Origin of the sequence: Petrimonas sp., from assembly GCF_963921705.1 — a bacterium.
Lineage (GTDB): Bacteria > Bacteroidota > Bacteroidia > Bacteroidales > Dysgonomonadaceae > Petrimonas > Petrimonas sulfuriphila.
The window spans coordinates 3,045,209-3,061,638 of sequence record NZ_OY997410.1 but is presented as its reverse complement, the minus strand read 5'-3'; the positions used below and the strand labels follow the sequence as shown (position 1 = coordinate 3,061,638).

Sequence of the window (16,430 nt, the reverse complement as noted above, 5' to 3'; positions counted from 1 at the left end):
TCATTTTTTGATGATTTAGTTTAGAAAAACATTAAATTTCCACTTCAATAAATTTCACTTCATAAGGTTTTAACCGGATGGCTGATATCGGTTGTCCGGTTCTCTCTCCCAGGGAATTAATTTCGGTTACTTTTTTTATGGTTAGGGTTTGATCAGCGGGTGACAGCTTAATATCGGCCGGCAATCCTTCGAGTTCACGTAAATGCAGTATAATCGATTTTTTGTGAAAGGACGGGCGGATATTTATTACCAAGACGTTTTCGGGGCCATCGATTTTTAATGTTCTGAGCGATGCATTGCATAATTTGTTCTCTCCTGCGGGAAGGGTTCTGGTGGCAAAAGGATTTCGTTCTCCCCATGCGAATTTTGTAGCAAAAGCGTTGGTGGTATCGTTTGTAGAGGTAAGTTGATAACTCCAGCTAAAAGTTCCTTCCTGGTAAGCCCTGAAATTCGTAAACCAGTAATTGTTCATTACCCAGGAATAGAGCCAGGGAAGTCCTTGTTTGGGATAGCGTTCGAATTTACCCATGTTGAAATCGCTGAATTGCCACAGGGGAACTTCATTACTGACAACTACCACCTGGCCTTTGCTGCTCCGAACGGAAACGAAGTTTTGGGCGACATTCCAGTCGGAAGAAGAGCCCGGAAGCTGCTGGCCCTGGGTTAATATGCCTCCGGTTGTTTCGAACACAATTTTAGCCTCCGGTAAAGAAAAGGGAAAAGCTATGTACAATGCTTCGGGATCGGTGATTATCTCCTTATGTGCACTGTATTTAAATTCTATTTTTCGGGTATTGCGGTAAAGCCTTATTTCAAGTTCCAAGCCCTTTGTTGCCCCTTCCCCAGCGCCGCTGAATCCCGGCATGTCTGAAAATATTTTTATGCTTTCCCAAATAGTGCCCTGCACACCTTTTTCCACACTGATGTGGTCGCTCACGGCCCGGTGGAATGGGGGGGTGTCGCGTTTTTCGGATGTTTCCCTGATGGGTTGTCCCAAATGGTAGGGGTTGTTGCGGTCAACCAATTCGAGACGAAGCTCCTTGTCGAAAAGGCTTTTAACCGCACCGGTCTTTTTGTCCACTTCGATCCGGTAAAACCCGTTCTCCATAATTTCGGTTCCAGGAAGTATTTCTGGTGACAATAACTCGTCTGTTGTGCTGATTTTTAATGCTTTATAACCCAGTGCTGGGATGTCTTTTACTTCAAGCATCCAGTAAGCGCCCTCAGCCCTTTTTTTAACCAACTGGACAGGGACTTTCTTTCCTGTAGAAACATCCGTTATGCTGGCCTTTTTTTCGGGAGGCAATACCTCTGAATCGATGAAAAGTTCTACAGATCCTGAGCGGTCCCACCCCAAGGGATTGATAATGTAAATGACGGGAAAATTTGCTTTGTGCAAATAGGGTTGCAACCTGGCCAAAGCTTCTTCCTTCATCAGTGTTTCTTTTTTTACAGCCTCCCAGGCGTAGGCTCCTTTTTGCAGCCATTGCTTAACCGAATTTTCGGAAAATGGAGATTGAATACTTTCGGCTGCTCCAACCGTATGTTCATCAAAGAAAATGATATTTTCCTTGATGTGCTCGATTTTTTTTTCAATTTCAGGCGATAGTTCGCCATCCAGCAGTGTAACCATGGCCAATAACCCTTCGTCTTGCTGGATGGCGTTCTGTGTTTTCCTGATTTCCGCTGTTTCACGGGAAATAGAGCCGAAGCCATCCGTCCACCAATCGAGCCAGGCATTTCTGTAAACCGGCAACTCTTCGGCATGATTTTCCTCAACATATTCCATAAACTCACTGGCTACGGCTAGTTTTAGTTTAGGAAATTCGTGGGTGGAGTTCCATTCTTCAACAAATTTGCAGGCGGCAGTGGAAGGTGGGGCATTATCAGTAAAATAACCTGAGAACTGGATACCTATCCGGTCGAACGGATAGCCTTTTTTCCCCAACTCTGAAATACCCCAGATCATATGGGTGAAATCGATGTCTTCTTTTTCGATGTTGTAAAAATTGCCGGTCATGTAGTGTTCACCCCTGAAAGCCAATAACCTTTCCCCGGATGGCGCTTCCCACCAGAAACAAGTGGGTATATCAAACGGCCTTATTGATCTTGTTTCGTTTATGCCCATGATAAGGTATTTTACTCCGGTATTTTTAAAATAATCGGGCATGCACCACGCTATTCCGTTTACATCGTTTTGCATGGCTGTTTTAACCTGAATTCCTGAACCTAGAGTCAACCAGCAAGTGCAATTTAGTAATAATTTTTGTAAAACTCTATTTTAGGATTGCTAAAGTCTAATTTTTCTCTTGGTCTTCTGTTTAGTTTATGCTGTATTTCTTTTACTTTCTCATCGGAATAATCTTTAAATGTTGCTCCTTTTGGGATGTATTGCCGGATTAATTTATTGGCATTTTCAACAGCTCCTTTTTGCCACGATGAATAAGGATCAGTGAAATATACCGGTACTTTCAACTTTTTTGTTATCAGTTCGTGTGCTGCAAACTCGGATCCGTTATCTGTTGTAATGGTTTTCAGTTTGTCCTTATAAGGCAGCAACATAGCAATGACTTCCTTGCAAACCTGCTTAGAGTCTTTGCCCATAGGCAGTTTTCTCATCATTATAAAGTTTGTATTTCTTTCTGTCATTGTCAGTATTATTTCCTTTTGTCCGTTTCCTATTATGGTGTCCATTTCAAAATCTCCAAACCGGCTTCCGTCGGCCTCTTTTGGCCTTTGGCGAATACTTTTTCTGTTGGGTATGTTAGTGGCAGAACCTACGGGTCTTTTTCTGTATTTGAGCTTGTGGCGGCAGTGCTTGTAAAGGTTTCCTCCCGATTTCTTATCTTGCCTGATCCATTGATAAATAGTCTCGTGAGAGATAGATATTTGATCATATTTTGCGAGATATCCGCTGATTTGTTTGGGCGACCAATCTTTGCGAATGAGACGGATTATTTTCTGTTTAATCCACTCCGATGTCGATCTATTGCCCGGTAAACGTTCTTTGCGCTCTTGGGCCATCTCTTGTGCCAAACGCCATGAGTAGCCTCCAGTTTTGTTTTTGTTACGGCTTAATTCCCTATAAACCGTAGAAATATTTACCTTTATCTGCTTGGCTATTTCAGACTTGCTTGTTCCGTTTTGTAAGCCTAAATAAATAGCATATCTTTGTTCTGAAGTTAACTGTTTGTATTTTTTCATAAGCAACATAATAGTTAATTTTAGGGAGACTTCGGTCTCCTTTTTTATTTTTTTATGTTGCTGATTGACTAATTGTTTTTTTCAAAACCCCTTAAGCACTTTTGAAAGGGGATTTTGGAAAAAAACAATTAAGATAAGAAGTGTAATGTAATCAAATCTTTTGCACTTCTATCTTGAACTTAGTTTTTATATTTAATTAACATAGCAATTGTGCCTAAAAATAGGCTCCGATGATACCGATAGCTTCACGACCGTTTTTTATACAACAACACCGCGGACTTATTCGCGGTGTTGTTGTATTTATGCTTTCCCCTACTTTATTACGGTAAGGTGAGCATACTGGTTCCCAATTCTGTATTCGAACGAAACGGACTGGTTTGGAGTTACGCCGGTAACCATAATCATTCCGTAATATACATCGGCTGGATTTGGACCGGTTACCGCTTTGAATATGTATACGCCCTGTCCTGAAATAGGATCCAATGTGTTGGCTGGCGTTCCACTTTCAAATGCAGCAATTGCCGTATTGGAATTATTGAGCGCGTACATTGCAGTTGTAGAAGGCACAAACTGTATGGTTTTGCCGGCAGCCAGATATGCTGAACCACCTTTAAGCATCAGGGAACCTTCAATAGCAATCAGGGCCATGGGATCGTTTGCAGGAACAGCTGCGTTTATAAGCAGGTTTCTACCTGCCGAAGAACCGCCCAGTGTGAGTGTGGCCGATTTTTTCAGGTAGAAATAGGGATCTCTTACAATAACCGTTCTTTCAATTTTTTCCTGATAACTGCCTTGTGTAGCTGTAAAGGTGTAGAACATTGTATCGTTTTCGATAACAAAGTCGGTTCCCGCAATAGGCACTAGATAAGGCTGTGTAGCGCCCGAGAAAGGAGATCCTGTTACATCAATCCAGGTCCCGTTGGTGCCGTTTTTTCTTTTTACTTCAACATTTCCAGTGAATGTGCCTTCTTTGGGGGTTACATTTACATTGAAATAGGCTACTTCAGCCGTACGGGCAACCTCAATTTCCTTACCGGACACTGTGGGTTTCGATACCGTCATGGCGTTGGTCATGTCCACTCGTTGTTTTGCATAATCGGTAGCTCCGTTAAACATAACCATGACATAATCGCCCACCCCTTTCAGGTTCGCCTGATCCCGGGTATAGGTTACAGATGCCTTCAGGTCGCTTCCGACCGTAACATCCTTTTGAGTGTTTGCCAGGGGAAGCAACTGTTTTGTTGTCCCGCCTTCGGGAGGTGTTTGTAACTGCAGCAACTCCACTTTCATCACATCGCCGGCTTTAGCTGTTGCAAATGTGGCGGTAACCGTGAACGAGTTATCGATAGAGCTTATTCCGGTCGTTGTGGTGCTTGACACTCCGGTCCAGATAATGTTCCCATTTGCGTCAGTGGGTATTTCATATACATTGTCCTGACCACAACTGATGATGAATATGACGGCAAAAAGAGTTAAAATATATTTTTTCATACGTTTAAATTTTTCAAATTAATAAAATCATTCCCCTTTCTGTAAGGGCAACCATTCGAAATTCTGAGTACATTTTCTGTTGTTATCCAATTCGGTACCCGAAACCGGAGACAGTAAATGTTTATTGCTAAACTCAAAGTTGAAATTTACAGGCTGGTGACCAACGAAATTTTCAATGCTGGTAAACTGGCCGCTTCCATCAACCAGTACTTTGCGGGTACGTCTCTGGTCCCACAACATCTTGTTTTCAAATACCAGTTCGTAAGCGCGTTCACTCATGATGTCGAGCAGGGTAAGTCCTTCCGCTGAAAAACTGGGTAACCCGGCTCTTGTTCTCACTTCATTGATCCCTTTTATAATGTCATTTCCGGGAATCGATACTCCCAACCTGCTCAGGGCCCAGTTTACTTCCGTCTGCATCAGTAAAATATCGGCATACCGGTAGAGGTTGAAATTTAAGCCGGAACGAGCACTCCTCTTGATGGCGTCCTTATCGTAATATTTCTGCAGGTACCTGGTGGCAAATTTTGGTGCAGGGCTTTCGTTGGGATCGTATTTTGCAGCTTTTGTATCGCTGCTGTAAAAATATACTCTTTCCTGCATACGGATATCTGCCGGGTCGTACGAGTTCAGGTATTCCGTGCTGGGGATGAATGTCCCGGTTTCCACATCAAATACAGAAATCTGAAGGGATAAAGGTAACGTATGAACGATCAGTCCGTTATCCCTGATGCCTGATGCATACTGGATCTGAAAAATTGCTCCTCCCTGATTGTCCATTTCCGGATTGTTCAAATCACTGAAATTCCCGATCGGATACTTGCCGTAAAGAAAATCCAGCTGGGTTTTGGCTTTCTGCAACAACTCTTTTGCACTTGGGGTATTTACTGGATATTCGGTCATAGCCCAGCTCCCGGTTTCACACCATTTCTTTGTGGTGTCAGTCCTTGCTTCCTGGTAGGGATAACCGGCCATGGTCAGGTAGACATCCGCCAGTATTGCTCTGGCAACGTGTTTGGTAACCCGCCCGTCTGTTGATCGCGTATCTTGTAGATTACTTTCATTTACAGCGAATTCCAGATCGGGAACAATGATCTTGTCATAAATATTTACCAGCGACGTACGCGGCTGTTGAGCATCGTTTACATTCTGCAAAACAGTCGTATTGGCTATGACATCGCCATACAGTCTTACCAGACAGAAATAATAGAATGCGCGTAATGTGCGGACTTCACCCATATATTTTGACCGGTCGGCTTCCGGCATCTGCGTCACGCCCGGTAACATTTTTATGGCTAGGTTGGCATCCCTGACGCCTCTGTACCAGTTGTTCCATATGGTTGTAAAATATGGATGCGTTCCATCCATAATATCGGTTTCGTATTTCCAAAGGTCTGATCCCATGTATTGTGCATACGCTTTTCCAGTGGGATATTCCAAACTTCCCGGGAGGCTGCTTCCCCATACGTTACCTCCGCCTGTCCAGTCGGGCAATGCCCTGTAGGCTCCTGTTGCCAGTGCAACGCCGCCGGGGATACTTGTGATCTGTGCTTCATCTGTCAATGTGCCGGTGGGATGTTCTGCCAAAAATTCATTACAGGAAAAGAACAATATCCCGGCCATCAACGTAATGAATACGTATTTTATATTGGTTGATTTTGTTTTCATATTCAATGCAGTTTAATTGGGTTAGAAAGTAAGATTAACACCGAATGAGTAATTCGACGGTCTCGGATACATGAAGAAGTCCATACCGGGTGTAATACTATCCATGTTATCGTTATCGCTACCTTCAGGGTCGTAGCCTGAATATTTGGTCAATAAGAAGAAATTGGAAGCATTCAGGTATATTCTCACCCTGCTGGCTCCGACTTTCTTCGTCATGTCCTGCGGGAAGGTGTAACCCAGCGTCATCCCATCACCCCTGACAAAAGAAGCGTCTTCAATCCAACGGGTATCGGGATAAGTTTGGTAGTATGCACCGCCGTTTCCGGGACGAACCTGTGCCACCATCGTATTCTGATGGTCGGGGCGCCAGGCATCCAAGATGGATGTTTTTCCGTTGGCTAAGCCCTGACGGTCTTCTGAAGAGTGGTTGGTTCTGTTTTCCTTCTTGGCGCCGTAAGAAATACGGATGTCCAGGTTGAAGTCGATATTTTTGTACGTTACGCTGTTGTTAACGTTCATGTCCCAAATAGGGAAAGCGCTTCCCATAGGTATACCGTCTTCTACGAAACTGATTCTTCCGTCGTTGTTCCGGTCCTCGTATTTAACGTCGCCGGGAAGCATGCCGTAACGGGCTGCCAGGCTAGCTTCCTGAGTTCCGTAGGTTCCTAAACGGTTTAATCCGAAAAATTGAGCGACCGGCAAACCTTCCCTTAAAATGGTATTGGCTCCGCCTACCCACCAGTTACGTAAGATGTCTGCTCCTGTCGGGCCCAATTGTTCAATGGTGTTGACGTTACGGGTGAAGTTGATGTCGCTGTACCAGTTGAAATTCCGTGTTTTCACGTTGTGGGTGCTCAATACGGCTTCAAATCCTTCGTTGCGTATTTTTCCGTAGTTCAACCGCACACTCCCCGTTGTGGTAGATTGTGGCAAAGGTACGTCCAGTAACATATCCGATGTCAGCTTGTTGTAATAATCCAGCATCAGAGTGACTCTGTTGTCTGCAAACCCCAAATCGACTCCAAAGTTGTATTGTGTCGTTTTTTCCCACCTCAGGTCGGGATTTCCTACCGAGTTGGGCCACAGTCCGGGTTGTCCCGCATTTCCCAATACTACGTTTCCTGAGCCGATAAAGGTTTGTGTTACATAACTACCAATTTCCTGGTTACCTGTCTGGCCGATACTTGCACGGAATTTCAGGTTGGTCAGCCCGTTGATATTCTTCATAAACTCTTCTTCACTCATTCTCCAGGCCACTGAGGCAGAGGGAAAGAATCCGTATTTGGAGTTTTTCCCGAATTTGGAAGAGCCGTCATAACGTCCTGTAGCTGTAAACAGGTATTTGCCCATAAAATCGTAATTCACACGGGCAAAATAAGAATTGAGTGAATTTTGGCGATCGCTGCTGCTTGGAGCAGGCCTCGTTGCCGTACCAATCCCGATATTGTGCCAGCCGTAAAAGTCATCAAAGAAATGGTCGTTCCAAGTGGTCAGGTTCTCACCCGTAAATCTCGACCAGGATGCTCCCAGCAAACCGGCAATTGTATGATCTCCGAACGTATTGTTGTAGTTGAAATAGTTTTCGTTTTGCCAGTAATAATTTTTAAATGCTTCCAGGTTTGCAGCACCTTGTGCCGAACGGGAAATTTTTCTGTTGGCATACCGGTAATATTTCTCTTCCAGAAGATCCATAGCAAAATTGCTTTTAAACGTCAGGTTTGGAGTAATCGTGAAATTGAGGCTAAGAGCTCCGTTTACCTGCACGCGGCGTCTGAATGTTTCCACCCCGTTACTGATAGCTACGGGAGACTGACAGTCCACTTCTCCCATCGGGAAGTCGGCATTGGTTCCGTATTGTCCGGCATAAATTCCGTAGACTTCCGGGTCATCGGGATACTTGATGGGTAGCATAGGGTAAGATTCGATAGCGGAACGTGCCATACCCCCGCTGAAATATGAAACGTCGTTGGTCCTTTCCTTACTTCTGTTCAGCGATAAGAAAGAGTTGATGTTGAACCAGTCGGTCAGTTTTACATCTCCGGTGAGTTTGCCTGAAAAACGTTCGAAGTTTGAATTTAACAGCAATCCGTTGTTGTTTGAATATCCTAGGAAAGTGCCCAGTTTTACGTCTTTATTCCCCCCGCGTATGGCTATCTGATGGTTGGTGGAAGTTGCCGGCCGGAAAGTTTCGCCCTCCCAGTCGTTCTCAAAACGCGGTTTGTAATAGTTTCCGTCGCGCCCCATCATTGGAATTGGGTATCCCCCCTGTGTTGTTTTTTCAAACAACCAAGGCATCTCGGAATAGGTCATGGAGCCTTTCCCCGGAGGCAGGATAGAAGCATCGTAAAGGGTTGACCAGTTAGGATTGGTAGCGTATTTGGATACATTCATATAGGCTTGCCTGATCACGTAGAAGAACTGTTCGTTATTCAATACGTTCAACCTGCGTTGCATATAACTTTGTGTGACATAACCATCGTACGATACTATCGGTTTTCCCTCGACACCGCGCTTGGTGGTAATAATGATAACGCCGTTTGCGCCACGGGCACCATAAATAGCCGTAGCAGAAGCGTCTTTCAATACATCAATGGATTGAATTTCGTTTGGATTTAAAATGGTTAATGCATTGGTGACGCCTACTACGTCATCTACCACAAAAAGCGGGTCGTTTCCCGAGTTGATGGAGTTCGTTCCACGGATACGGATCATGGGGATACCTCCGGGTGCTCCCGAACGTTCAATGATCTTTAATCCGGCTACCTTTCCCGAAAGAGCCTGAGCCACGTTGAATGCCGGCTTGTCCAGCAAGCGGGCTGCAGATACATTCTCGACGGCACCGGTCAGGTCGCTTTTCTTCATGGTGCCGTACCCAACCACCACCACTTCTTCCAGTAATTCGGTGTCTTCACTTAAGGTCACCTGTATGGTTGTTCTTCCGTTCACCGGAATTAACTGTGTCTGCATGCCCACATAGGATACCTCTATTTGGCCATTGGAGGGAACATTACTTAACGTAAAATTCCCATCGGCATCGGTAACAGTTCCGATGGTAGTTCCAGGAACCTGAATCGTTACCCCAATTAATGGTTCATTGTTTGCATCAACCACACTACCTCTTACTGTAATGCCCTGAGCAAACATACATAAGGAAATAGTCCATAATAAAATGAACACCATTCCTCTTGCCAGATTTGAAATTTGTCTTTTCATTCTTTCATTTTTTTAGATTAATAATTAATTAAAGTCCTGAGCGCATCTTGGTATTGAGTGATTGATTTTTTGCAGAATGGAAGTAAAATTGTAATATATTATAAAAAATTAAGCACAAAATGACACATAAATTATCATATATTATGAATATGATCATCAGAGGTTCTGTTACAACTTGTGTATACTAACGGCACATGAGTTTTAATAATGCTAAATATTCATTGCAAAAATAGAATATTATTTATTATATGTTAACAATAATTATTATAAATTAGTATTATAAGTGCGTGTTTATGGATTTATTTAGGGTAATCTCGTTATTCCCAAACTTTTTATCACTAAAGTTGTTTTGAATAATAGATATCACAAAAAATGAAGCAAAATGATGTACAAGTTAAAAACACTATCCCTGATTTTTTTCCTAACGACAGGATTATTTGTCAGTACCCATGCTCAAGAGATTTCTGTTAAAACCAATGTTCCGTACTGGTTTACGGCAACTCCCAATGTAGGGTTTGAATATGTATTGGGTGAGAACCTCAGCCTGGAGTTCACGGCTGGATTTAATCCGTTCAAATTCGGTGACACGAAACAGATGAAACACTGGGTCATTTGGCCTGAATTGAGGTATTGGTTGTATCAACCTGACAGCGGACATTTTTTTGGTCTTCACGGTGTGGCCGGTCAATACAATATCGGCGGGTTGGATTTGCCTTGGGATCGCTTTGCAGGACTTAAAACCCGCCGTTATCAGGGGAGCGCCATTGGCGTTGGGCTGAGTTACGGTTATAGATGGGTCTTGAACGACAGATGGGGTATTGAGATAACTGCAGGAGGAGGTTTTGCCAGGTTCAACTATGATGTGTATTCATTGGGGAACGACGGTCAGAAAACGGGAGAGAACACAAAAAATTATTTTGGCCCTACCAAAGGAGCATTGTCTTTAATTTATATCATCCGTTAAGGGAAGAAGGTGGTATTCATCGGAAATTAATAACTTTTTTCCAAAAAGAATAGCCGGGTTTTTACAAATCCGGCTATCTTTGTATGCAGAAGCAAATATCCGGAAACAATACGAAGGCAATTATGAACTCAACAAGGAAAATAGTTTTGCTAAATCTGTTTTGCATCCTATTCTTTTATAGCGTTGACGCACAGAAAATTGTAGGTGTAAAGACAAATATCCCGCATTGGGCAACCGTTACGCCGAACATAGGGATTGAAGTCGCTTTTTGGAACAACATGACTTTTGAACTTTCCGGAGGTTATAATCCTTTTGAGTTTGGGGACGGGCAGCAATGGAAGCATTGGATTATTTGGCCCGAGGTTCGCTATTGGTTTTGGGAACCGTTTAATGGACATTTTTTAGGGTTGCACGGTGTTTTTGCTGAATTTAATGTAGGGGGATTGAATCTTCCCTTCGACAGGTTGGCAGCATTGAAAGATCGCCGTTATCAGGGGGTGGTGAATGGGGTTGGATTGAGCTATGGCTATACCTGGATAGTTGGAAATAGTCTGTTGCTGGAAGTAACGGGAGGCGCTGGTTATGGCCGATTAAACTACGATGTTTTCTCAAAAGGAAAGGAAGGATTCAAAATAAACGAAGGGCGAAAACACTATTTTGGTCCTACCAAAGGCGCAGTCTCTGTTGCGTATGTCTTTTGATCAGGATGCAGAGTGCAGATTTTTTATGTTTTTAAAGTCTGTTTTTTAAAATAACCCGGTCTTTGCTTTGATTTGTATTTATTTACCGTAAATTTGCTACCATGCTTCGTAAAATTATCCATATAGATATGGATGCGTTTTATGCTTCCATAGAACAACGCGATAATCCCGAATATCGCGGTAAACCTGTTGCAGTAGGTTATGGCGGTAAGCGTGGCGTAGTGGCAGCTGCAAGTTATGAAGCCCGTCAATATGGTGTTCACTCTGCGATGGCATCGGTAACGGCATTGAGGAAATGTCCCCATTTAATTTTTGTGATGCCTCGTTTTGAAGTTTACAAAACGGTATCGAACCAGATTATGCAGATTTTTCGTGAATATACCGATAAGGTGGAGCCGCTCTCTCTCGATGAAGCATTTTTGGATGTTACGGAAAATAAGAAAGTGATGGAGTTTGCGACGCAAATCGCTAAAGAAATTAAGCAAAAGATTCACTGCCATACCCGATTAACAGCCTCTGCCGGAGTTTCCTACAATAAGTTTTTAGCTAAAATCGCTTCCGATTACAACAAACCAAACGGGTTATACGTGATTACGCCTGAAAAAGCTGAAAAGTTTCTCGAGAAGCTGGGCATTGAAAAGTTCTTTGGTGTAGGCAGGGTTACCGCCCATCGGATGCACGAATTAGGAATAAGAAATGGATTCGACCTGAAACAGCATTCGGAAAAGGAGCTTGTACACCATTTCGGTAAGGCCGGAGCCCTGTATCATCAGTTTGCCCGCGGGATCGATGAGCGAGAAGTGGAGTCGGAATACGTACGAAAATCGTTGGGTGCAGAAGAGACGTTTGCAGAAGACCTTCACGAACTGGTTGATCTGTTACGTGCCCTGGACGATATTGCCCGTGAAGTACACCGTAGAGCCGAGAAAAGAGGTTTTCTGGCAAAAACAGTGACCCTGAAAATTAAATACGCTGACTTTGCCGTTGTTACCCGTAGTAAAACCGTTGTCAATTATTTAAGGACGTATGATCAGCTTTTCGACATAGGCAAAGAATTGCTTCTACAAGTAGACGATATCGAAGAGCGAAAAATCCGGCTGATGGGGTTGACTTTGAAAAATGCCGGTACCGACCAGGTAGTTTTGACAAACCAACCGCTTCAGTTAACCCTTGAGTTTAAAGAATGAAATTCTCAGGATGTTTCCCTTTGATGTCCTTGTAATAGGATTTGATTTTCACAATATCGGTTTTGTAGTCGCCCGACGGATAGAACAGGTCGAGAAGTGAGGCTTCTTTTTTGCTATAGTCCAATCCGATCAATAGAATAGGAACATTAGCCTTCACGGCAATAAAATAAAATCCTTTTTTCCATTCTTTCACCGGCTTACGGGTTCCTTCGGGAGTAATGGCTAGATGTAGTTTGTTGTGTTTTTCAAACTCTGCCGCCAAAAAACCGGTCATTGAATTGTTTTTGCTTCGTTCCACCGGAATCCCTCCGATACTTTTGAAGAAGAGATTAAATGGAAAAATGAACCATTCTTTTTTTATCAAAAAATTGGCGGTTCTGCCTATAGAGGAGTAGGCGAGTTTACCAATAATAAAGTCCCAGTTGCTTGTGTGCGGTGCAACTACAATGATGCACTTGGATGCATCGGGTAGGGTGTTTATAACTTTCCAGCCAAGTATTTTGTTTAATATGAATTTGCTAAGTCTCATTTTAGTTCAACGTTTTTTATTTTTAATTTTTTAGACGAAAAAAATACTGTGATAGGGTTAAATTGTCATATTGAACGATGATGAAAATCTATCATATATTCTATTTTAAGTTCTCTAATTCCAACGTTATGCGTTCCCATTTGTTCATCACAGCGTCTAATTTATTCTTGGTCTCCAGGTACTTTTGCAATAAATCGAAATTGACTGCGCCTTCGGGTGTGGATAATTGCGTTTCCATTTCCGATAAACGTTCTTCCATTTTAGTGATTTTCTCTTCGGCTTCCTGCACTTCTTTTTCTTTTCGCTTAATTAACCGGTTTTGTTCTTTCTGTTCCTGATACGAAAGCTTATTTTCTGACAGGTGTTCTTCTTTTTCTTTCTGCTTGGATGTAGCAGGAGATTTTGATAATTCCAGTTGTTGAAGGTTCTCAAGTTTCTTTTTGGATAGGAAATCATAAATTCCACCCATATGCTCCCGTACTCCGCCACCGCCAAACTCATAGACTTTGCTAACGAGTTCATTGAGAAAATCCCGGTCGTGCGACACGATGATGGCTGTGCCGTCGAATTCGCGAATGGCCTTTTTCAATACTTCTTTCGATGCAATATCCAGGTGGTTGGTCGGCTCATCGAGAATAAGCAGGTTCACCGGTTCGAGCAAGAGTCGGATCATCGCCAACCGGGTGCGTTCGCCGCCGGACAATACTTTTACTTTTTTATCGGATGCTTCACCGCCAAACATAAATGCTCCCAGTATATCCCGGATTTTGGTTCGGATATCACCTGCAGCAACGTAGTCGATGGTTTCAAAAACCGTCAGGTTTTCATCGAGTAACTGTGCCTGGTTCTGAGCAAAATAACCAATTTTTACGTTATGTCCGAGCTCCAGATTCCCATCAAACCCAATCTCTCCCATAATGCATTTCACCAGTGTTGATTTTCCCTCGCCGTTTTTTCCCACAAAAGCAACTTTCTCACCCCGGTTGATGGTCAGTGTTACGTTTGAGAATACCTGATGATCGCCATATTTTTTGGCTAAATTTTCAGTAACGACTGGATAGGAGCCTGATCGTGGTGCAGGAGGAAACTTTAAATTCAGGCGTGAATTGTCCACTTCATCCACTTCAATGCGTTCGATTTTTTCGAGTTGTCTGATGCGTGACTGTACCTGGTTGGATTTGGTGGCTTTGTATCGAAACCGTTCGATGAATGCCTCGGTATCCTGAATTTGTTTCTGCTGATTTTCGTAAGCCCGTTGCTGTTGTTCACGCCTCTCTTTTCTAAGTTCGAGGTATTTGGAGTAATTTACTTTGTAATCGTGGATATTCCCCAACACAATTTCGATAGTGCGGTTGGTTACGTTGTCTAAAAAAGCTTTGTCGTGTGAAACCAGCATCACGGCATTGGTTCGTGAGATAAGGAAGGTCTCTAGCCATTGGATAGATTCAATGTCCAGGTGGTTGGTCGGCTCATCCAGCAGGAGTACGTCGGGTGATTGGAGCAGGATCTTGGCCAGCTCAATGCGCATCCGCCATCCACCGCTGAATTCTTGCGTCGGGCGGTTAAAGTCGGAACGATTGAATCCTAACCCCAGTAATGTTTTCTCGGTTTCGGCTTCAAAATCATTGATGCCCGACATCAGAAGCAACTCCTGCACGTCGGTGGATCGTTGAATAATATGGTGGTATTCGTCCGATTCATAATCGGTCCGTTCAGCCAATTGCCGGTGAAGCACTTCCAGTTCCTGTTCCAGTTTTTTTAAGTGCTCGAACGCAAGTGCTGCCTCTTCCTTTACCGTTCGTTCATTGCTGAGCTTCATCTGTTGTGGCAGGTAGCCCACCGTGACTTCTTTCGGGTACGAAATGATGCCGCTTGTAGGCTGTTGTGCTCCCGCCATAAGTTTTAACAGCGTGGATTTTCCCGCGCCGTTTTTCCCGGCGAGTGCAATTCGTTCGTCCTTGTTCAGAACAAAAGAAATTTCATCGAGCAGGGTAAACCCGCCGAACTGAACGGTTAGATTTTCGATGGAAATCATGGATTACTTTTGATGTGCCAGTTTTTGAATAAGTTCATCAACAGACAGAGCCGTTTGTTCTCCCGATTGCATCTCTTTCAGCGTAACTTTCCCCTCTTTTATTTCGTTTTCTCCCACCAATGCCACAAAAGGAATGTTATTATTGTCGGCATACGACATTTGCTTTTTCATCTTGGCGGCTTCGGGATAGATTTCGGCACAAATCCCGTTGCTTCGCAATTGCGAGAGGATGGGGAGCAGGCATGACTCTTCCTTGTCGCCAAAGTTAACGAACAGCACATCGGTTGTGTGCGTGGAGTTATCGGGAAAGAGACTGAGTTGATCAAGCACATCGTAAATACGGTCGGCACCGAAAGAGATTCCAACACCCGATACACCTGAAAGTCCGAAAATACCCGTAAGGTTGTCGTAACGGCCTCCGCCCGTGATACTTCCTATTTCCACATCCAACGCTTTTACTTCGATGATGGCTCCAGTATAATAATTGAGGCCGCGAGCCAAGGTGAGGTCAAGTTCGAGGCCGCAACCGATAGTTAGCAGCCCGGTTTTATTGAGAATGAATTCCAGCTCTTCCACACCTTTCAGGCCAGTTTCGGAAGAAGACAGCACGCTTTTAAGTGTTGTCAGTTTCTCATTATTGGTTCCTCCAATCAGAATAATGGGTTGCAGTTGTTGTATGGCGGTTTCGGAAATGCCTTTTCCCCGGAGCTCTTCATTCACGTTAGCCAGCCCGATTTTATCCAACTTATCGATGGCAACGGTAATGTCGGTGATCTTATCGGCCTCGCCGATAATTTCGGCAATCCCTGAAAGGATTTTCCGGTTATTGAGTTTTACCGATACACGGATATTGAGTCTGCGGAATACTTCGTCAATAATTTGTATCAGCTCCACCTCGTTAAGCAATGAGTCGGAACCTACCACGTCAGCATCGCATTGAAAAAATTCGCGATAACGTCCTTTTTGCGGCCGGTCTGCGCGCCAGACGGGTTGAATTTGAAACCGCTTGAAAGGAAAAGATATCTCATTGCGGTGCATTACTACGTATCGGGCAAAGGGTACGGTAAGGTCGTATCGCAATCCTTTTTCTGAAATCTTACCGGCCGTTTTTGCCGAGTTCCCTTCCTTTACATCATCAGTACTTATACTCGAAAGAAAGTCACCCGAGTTAAGGATTTTGAACAGGAGCTTATCGCCCTCTTCACCGTATTTCCCCATCAGCGTGGAAAGATTTTCCATAGCAGGTGTTTCAATCTGCCGGAATCCGTAGAGGCGATATACGTTTTTGATTGTATCAAAAATATAGTTGCGTTTCGCCATTTCTTCGGGCGAAAAATCACGCGTACCTTTAGGTATGGAGGGTTTTTGCATCGTTGATTTTCTTTGTTTGGAACTGCAAAGATAATGAATTTTGAGTTACCGTGGTATCTGTTTCGGC

At 43.6% G+C, this 16,430-nt stretch carries 11 protein-coding genes; 3 read left to right on the top strand and 8 right to left on the bottom strand.

All coding sequences use genetic code 11. The features are described from left to right. Window positions 1-31: 31 nt before the first annotated feature. The 5 genes from AACM02_RS12795 to AACM02_RS12775 all read right to left on the bottom strand — a co-directional run bounded on the left by AACM02_RS12795 (window position 32) and on the right by AACM02_RS12775 (window position 9,576). On the bottom strand, window positions 32-2,239 hold the full coding sequence (locus AACM02_RS12795; protein ID WP_339117184.1) for a glycoside hydrolase family 38 C-terminal domain-containing protein: 2,208 nt from the start codon (window positions 2,237-2,239) through the stop codon (window positions 32-34). Window positions 2,240-2,253: 14 nt separating this feature from the next. Next, window positions 2,254-3,204, bottom strand: a complete 951-nt coding sequence (locus AACM02_RS12790; protein ID WP_238866016.1) for an IS30 family transposase — start codon at window positions 3,202-3,204, stop codon at window positions 2,254-2,256. Window positions 3,205-3,516: 312 nt separating this feature from the next. Continuing rightward, window positions 3,517-4,695: a hypothetical protein gene (locus AACM02_RS12785; protein WP_214062228.1), complete on the bottom strand. Its 1,179-nt coding sequence runs from the start codon at window positions 4,693-4,695 to the stop codon at window positions 3,517-3,519. Between the two features lie 27 nt (window positions 4,696-4,722). After that, complete coding sequence (locus AACM02_RS12780; protein ID WP_339117183.1) at window positions 4,723-6,363, bottom strand: RagB/SusD family nutrient uptake outer membrane protein; 1,641 nt, start codon at window positions 6,361-6,363, stop codon at window positions 4,723-4,725. 21 nt (window positions 6,364-6,384) lie between these two features. After that, window positions 6,385-9,576, bottom strand: a complete 3,192-nt coding sequence (locus AACM02_RS12775; RefSeq protein ID WP_332456138.1) for a TonB-dependent receptor — start codon at window positions 9,574-9,576, stop codon at window positions 6,385-6,387. A gap of 382 nt (window positions 9,577-9,958) precedes the next feature. Here AACM02_RS12775 and AACM02_RS12770 point away from each other — a divergent pair, with 382 nt between their 5' ends. The 3 genes from AACM02_RS12770 (at window position 9,959) to dinB (ending at window position 12,428) form a co-directional block, all read left to right on the top strand. Further along, window positions 9,959-10,540 (top strand): DUF3575 domain-containing protein, encoded by a 582-nt coding sequence (locus AACM02_RS12770; RefSeq protein ID WP_339117182.1) that lies wholly within the window; start codon window positions 9,959-9,961, stop codon window positions 10,538-10,540. 122 nt (window positions 10,541-10,662) lie between these two features. Further along, window positions 10,663-11,241, top strand: a complete 579-nt coding sequence (locus AACM02_RS12765; RefSeq protein ID WP_339117181.1) for a DUF3575 domain-containing protein — start codon at window positions 10,663-10,665, stop codon at window positions 11,239-11,241. A gap of 101 nt (window positions 11,242-11,342) precedes the next feature. After that, on the top strand, window positions 11,343-12,428 hold the full coding sequence (gene dinB, locus AACM02_RS12760; RefSeq protein ID WP_339117180.1) for a DNA polymerase IV: 1,086 nt from the start codon (window positions 11,343-11,345) through the stop codon (window positions 12,426-12,428). Here the strand turns inward: dinB and AACM02_RS12755 are convergent. The 3 genes from AACM02_RS12755 to hisS form a co-directional block, all read right to left on the bottom strand. Then, entirely contained in the window at window positions 12,418-12,957 is a 540-nt protein-coding gene (locus tag AACM02_RS12755; protein WP_214063762.1) for a 1-acyl-sn-glycerol-3-phosphate acyltransferase, read from the bottom strand. The two genes, dinB and AACM02_RS12755, sit on opposite strands and share 11 nt — an antisense overlap. Before the next feature lie 100 nt (window positions 12,958-13,057). Beyond that, window positions 13,058-14,992, bottom strand: a complete 1,935-nt coding sequence (locus AACM02_RS12750) for an ABC-F family ATP-binding cassette domain-containing protein (RefSeq protein ID WP_339117179.1) — start codon at window positions 14,990-14,992, stop codon at window positions 13,058-13,060. A 3-nt stretch (window positions 14,993-14,995) separates the two neighbouring features. Continuing rightward, window positions 14,996-16,363 carry a histidine--tRNA ligase gene (gene hisS, locus AACM02_RS12745; protein ID WP_339117178.1) on the bottom strand — a complete coding sequence of 456 codons (1,368 nt, stop codon included), beginning with the start codon at window positions 16,361-16,363 and terminating at the stop codon, window positions 14,996-14,998. Between the last annotated feature and the right edge of the window lie 67 nt (window positions 16,364-16,430).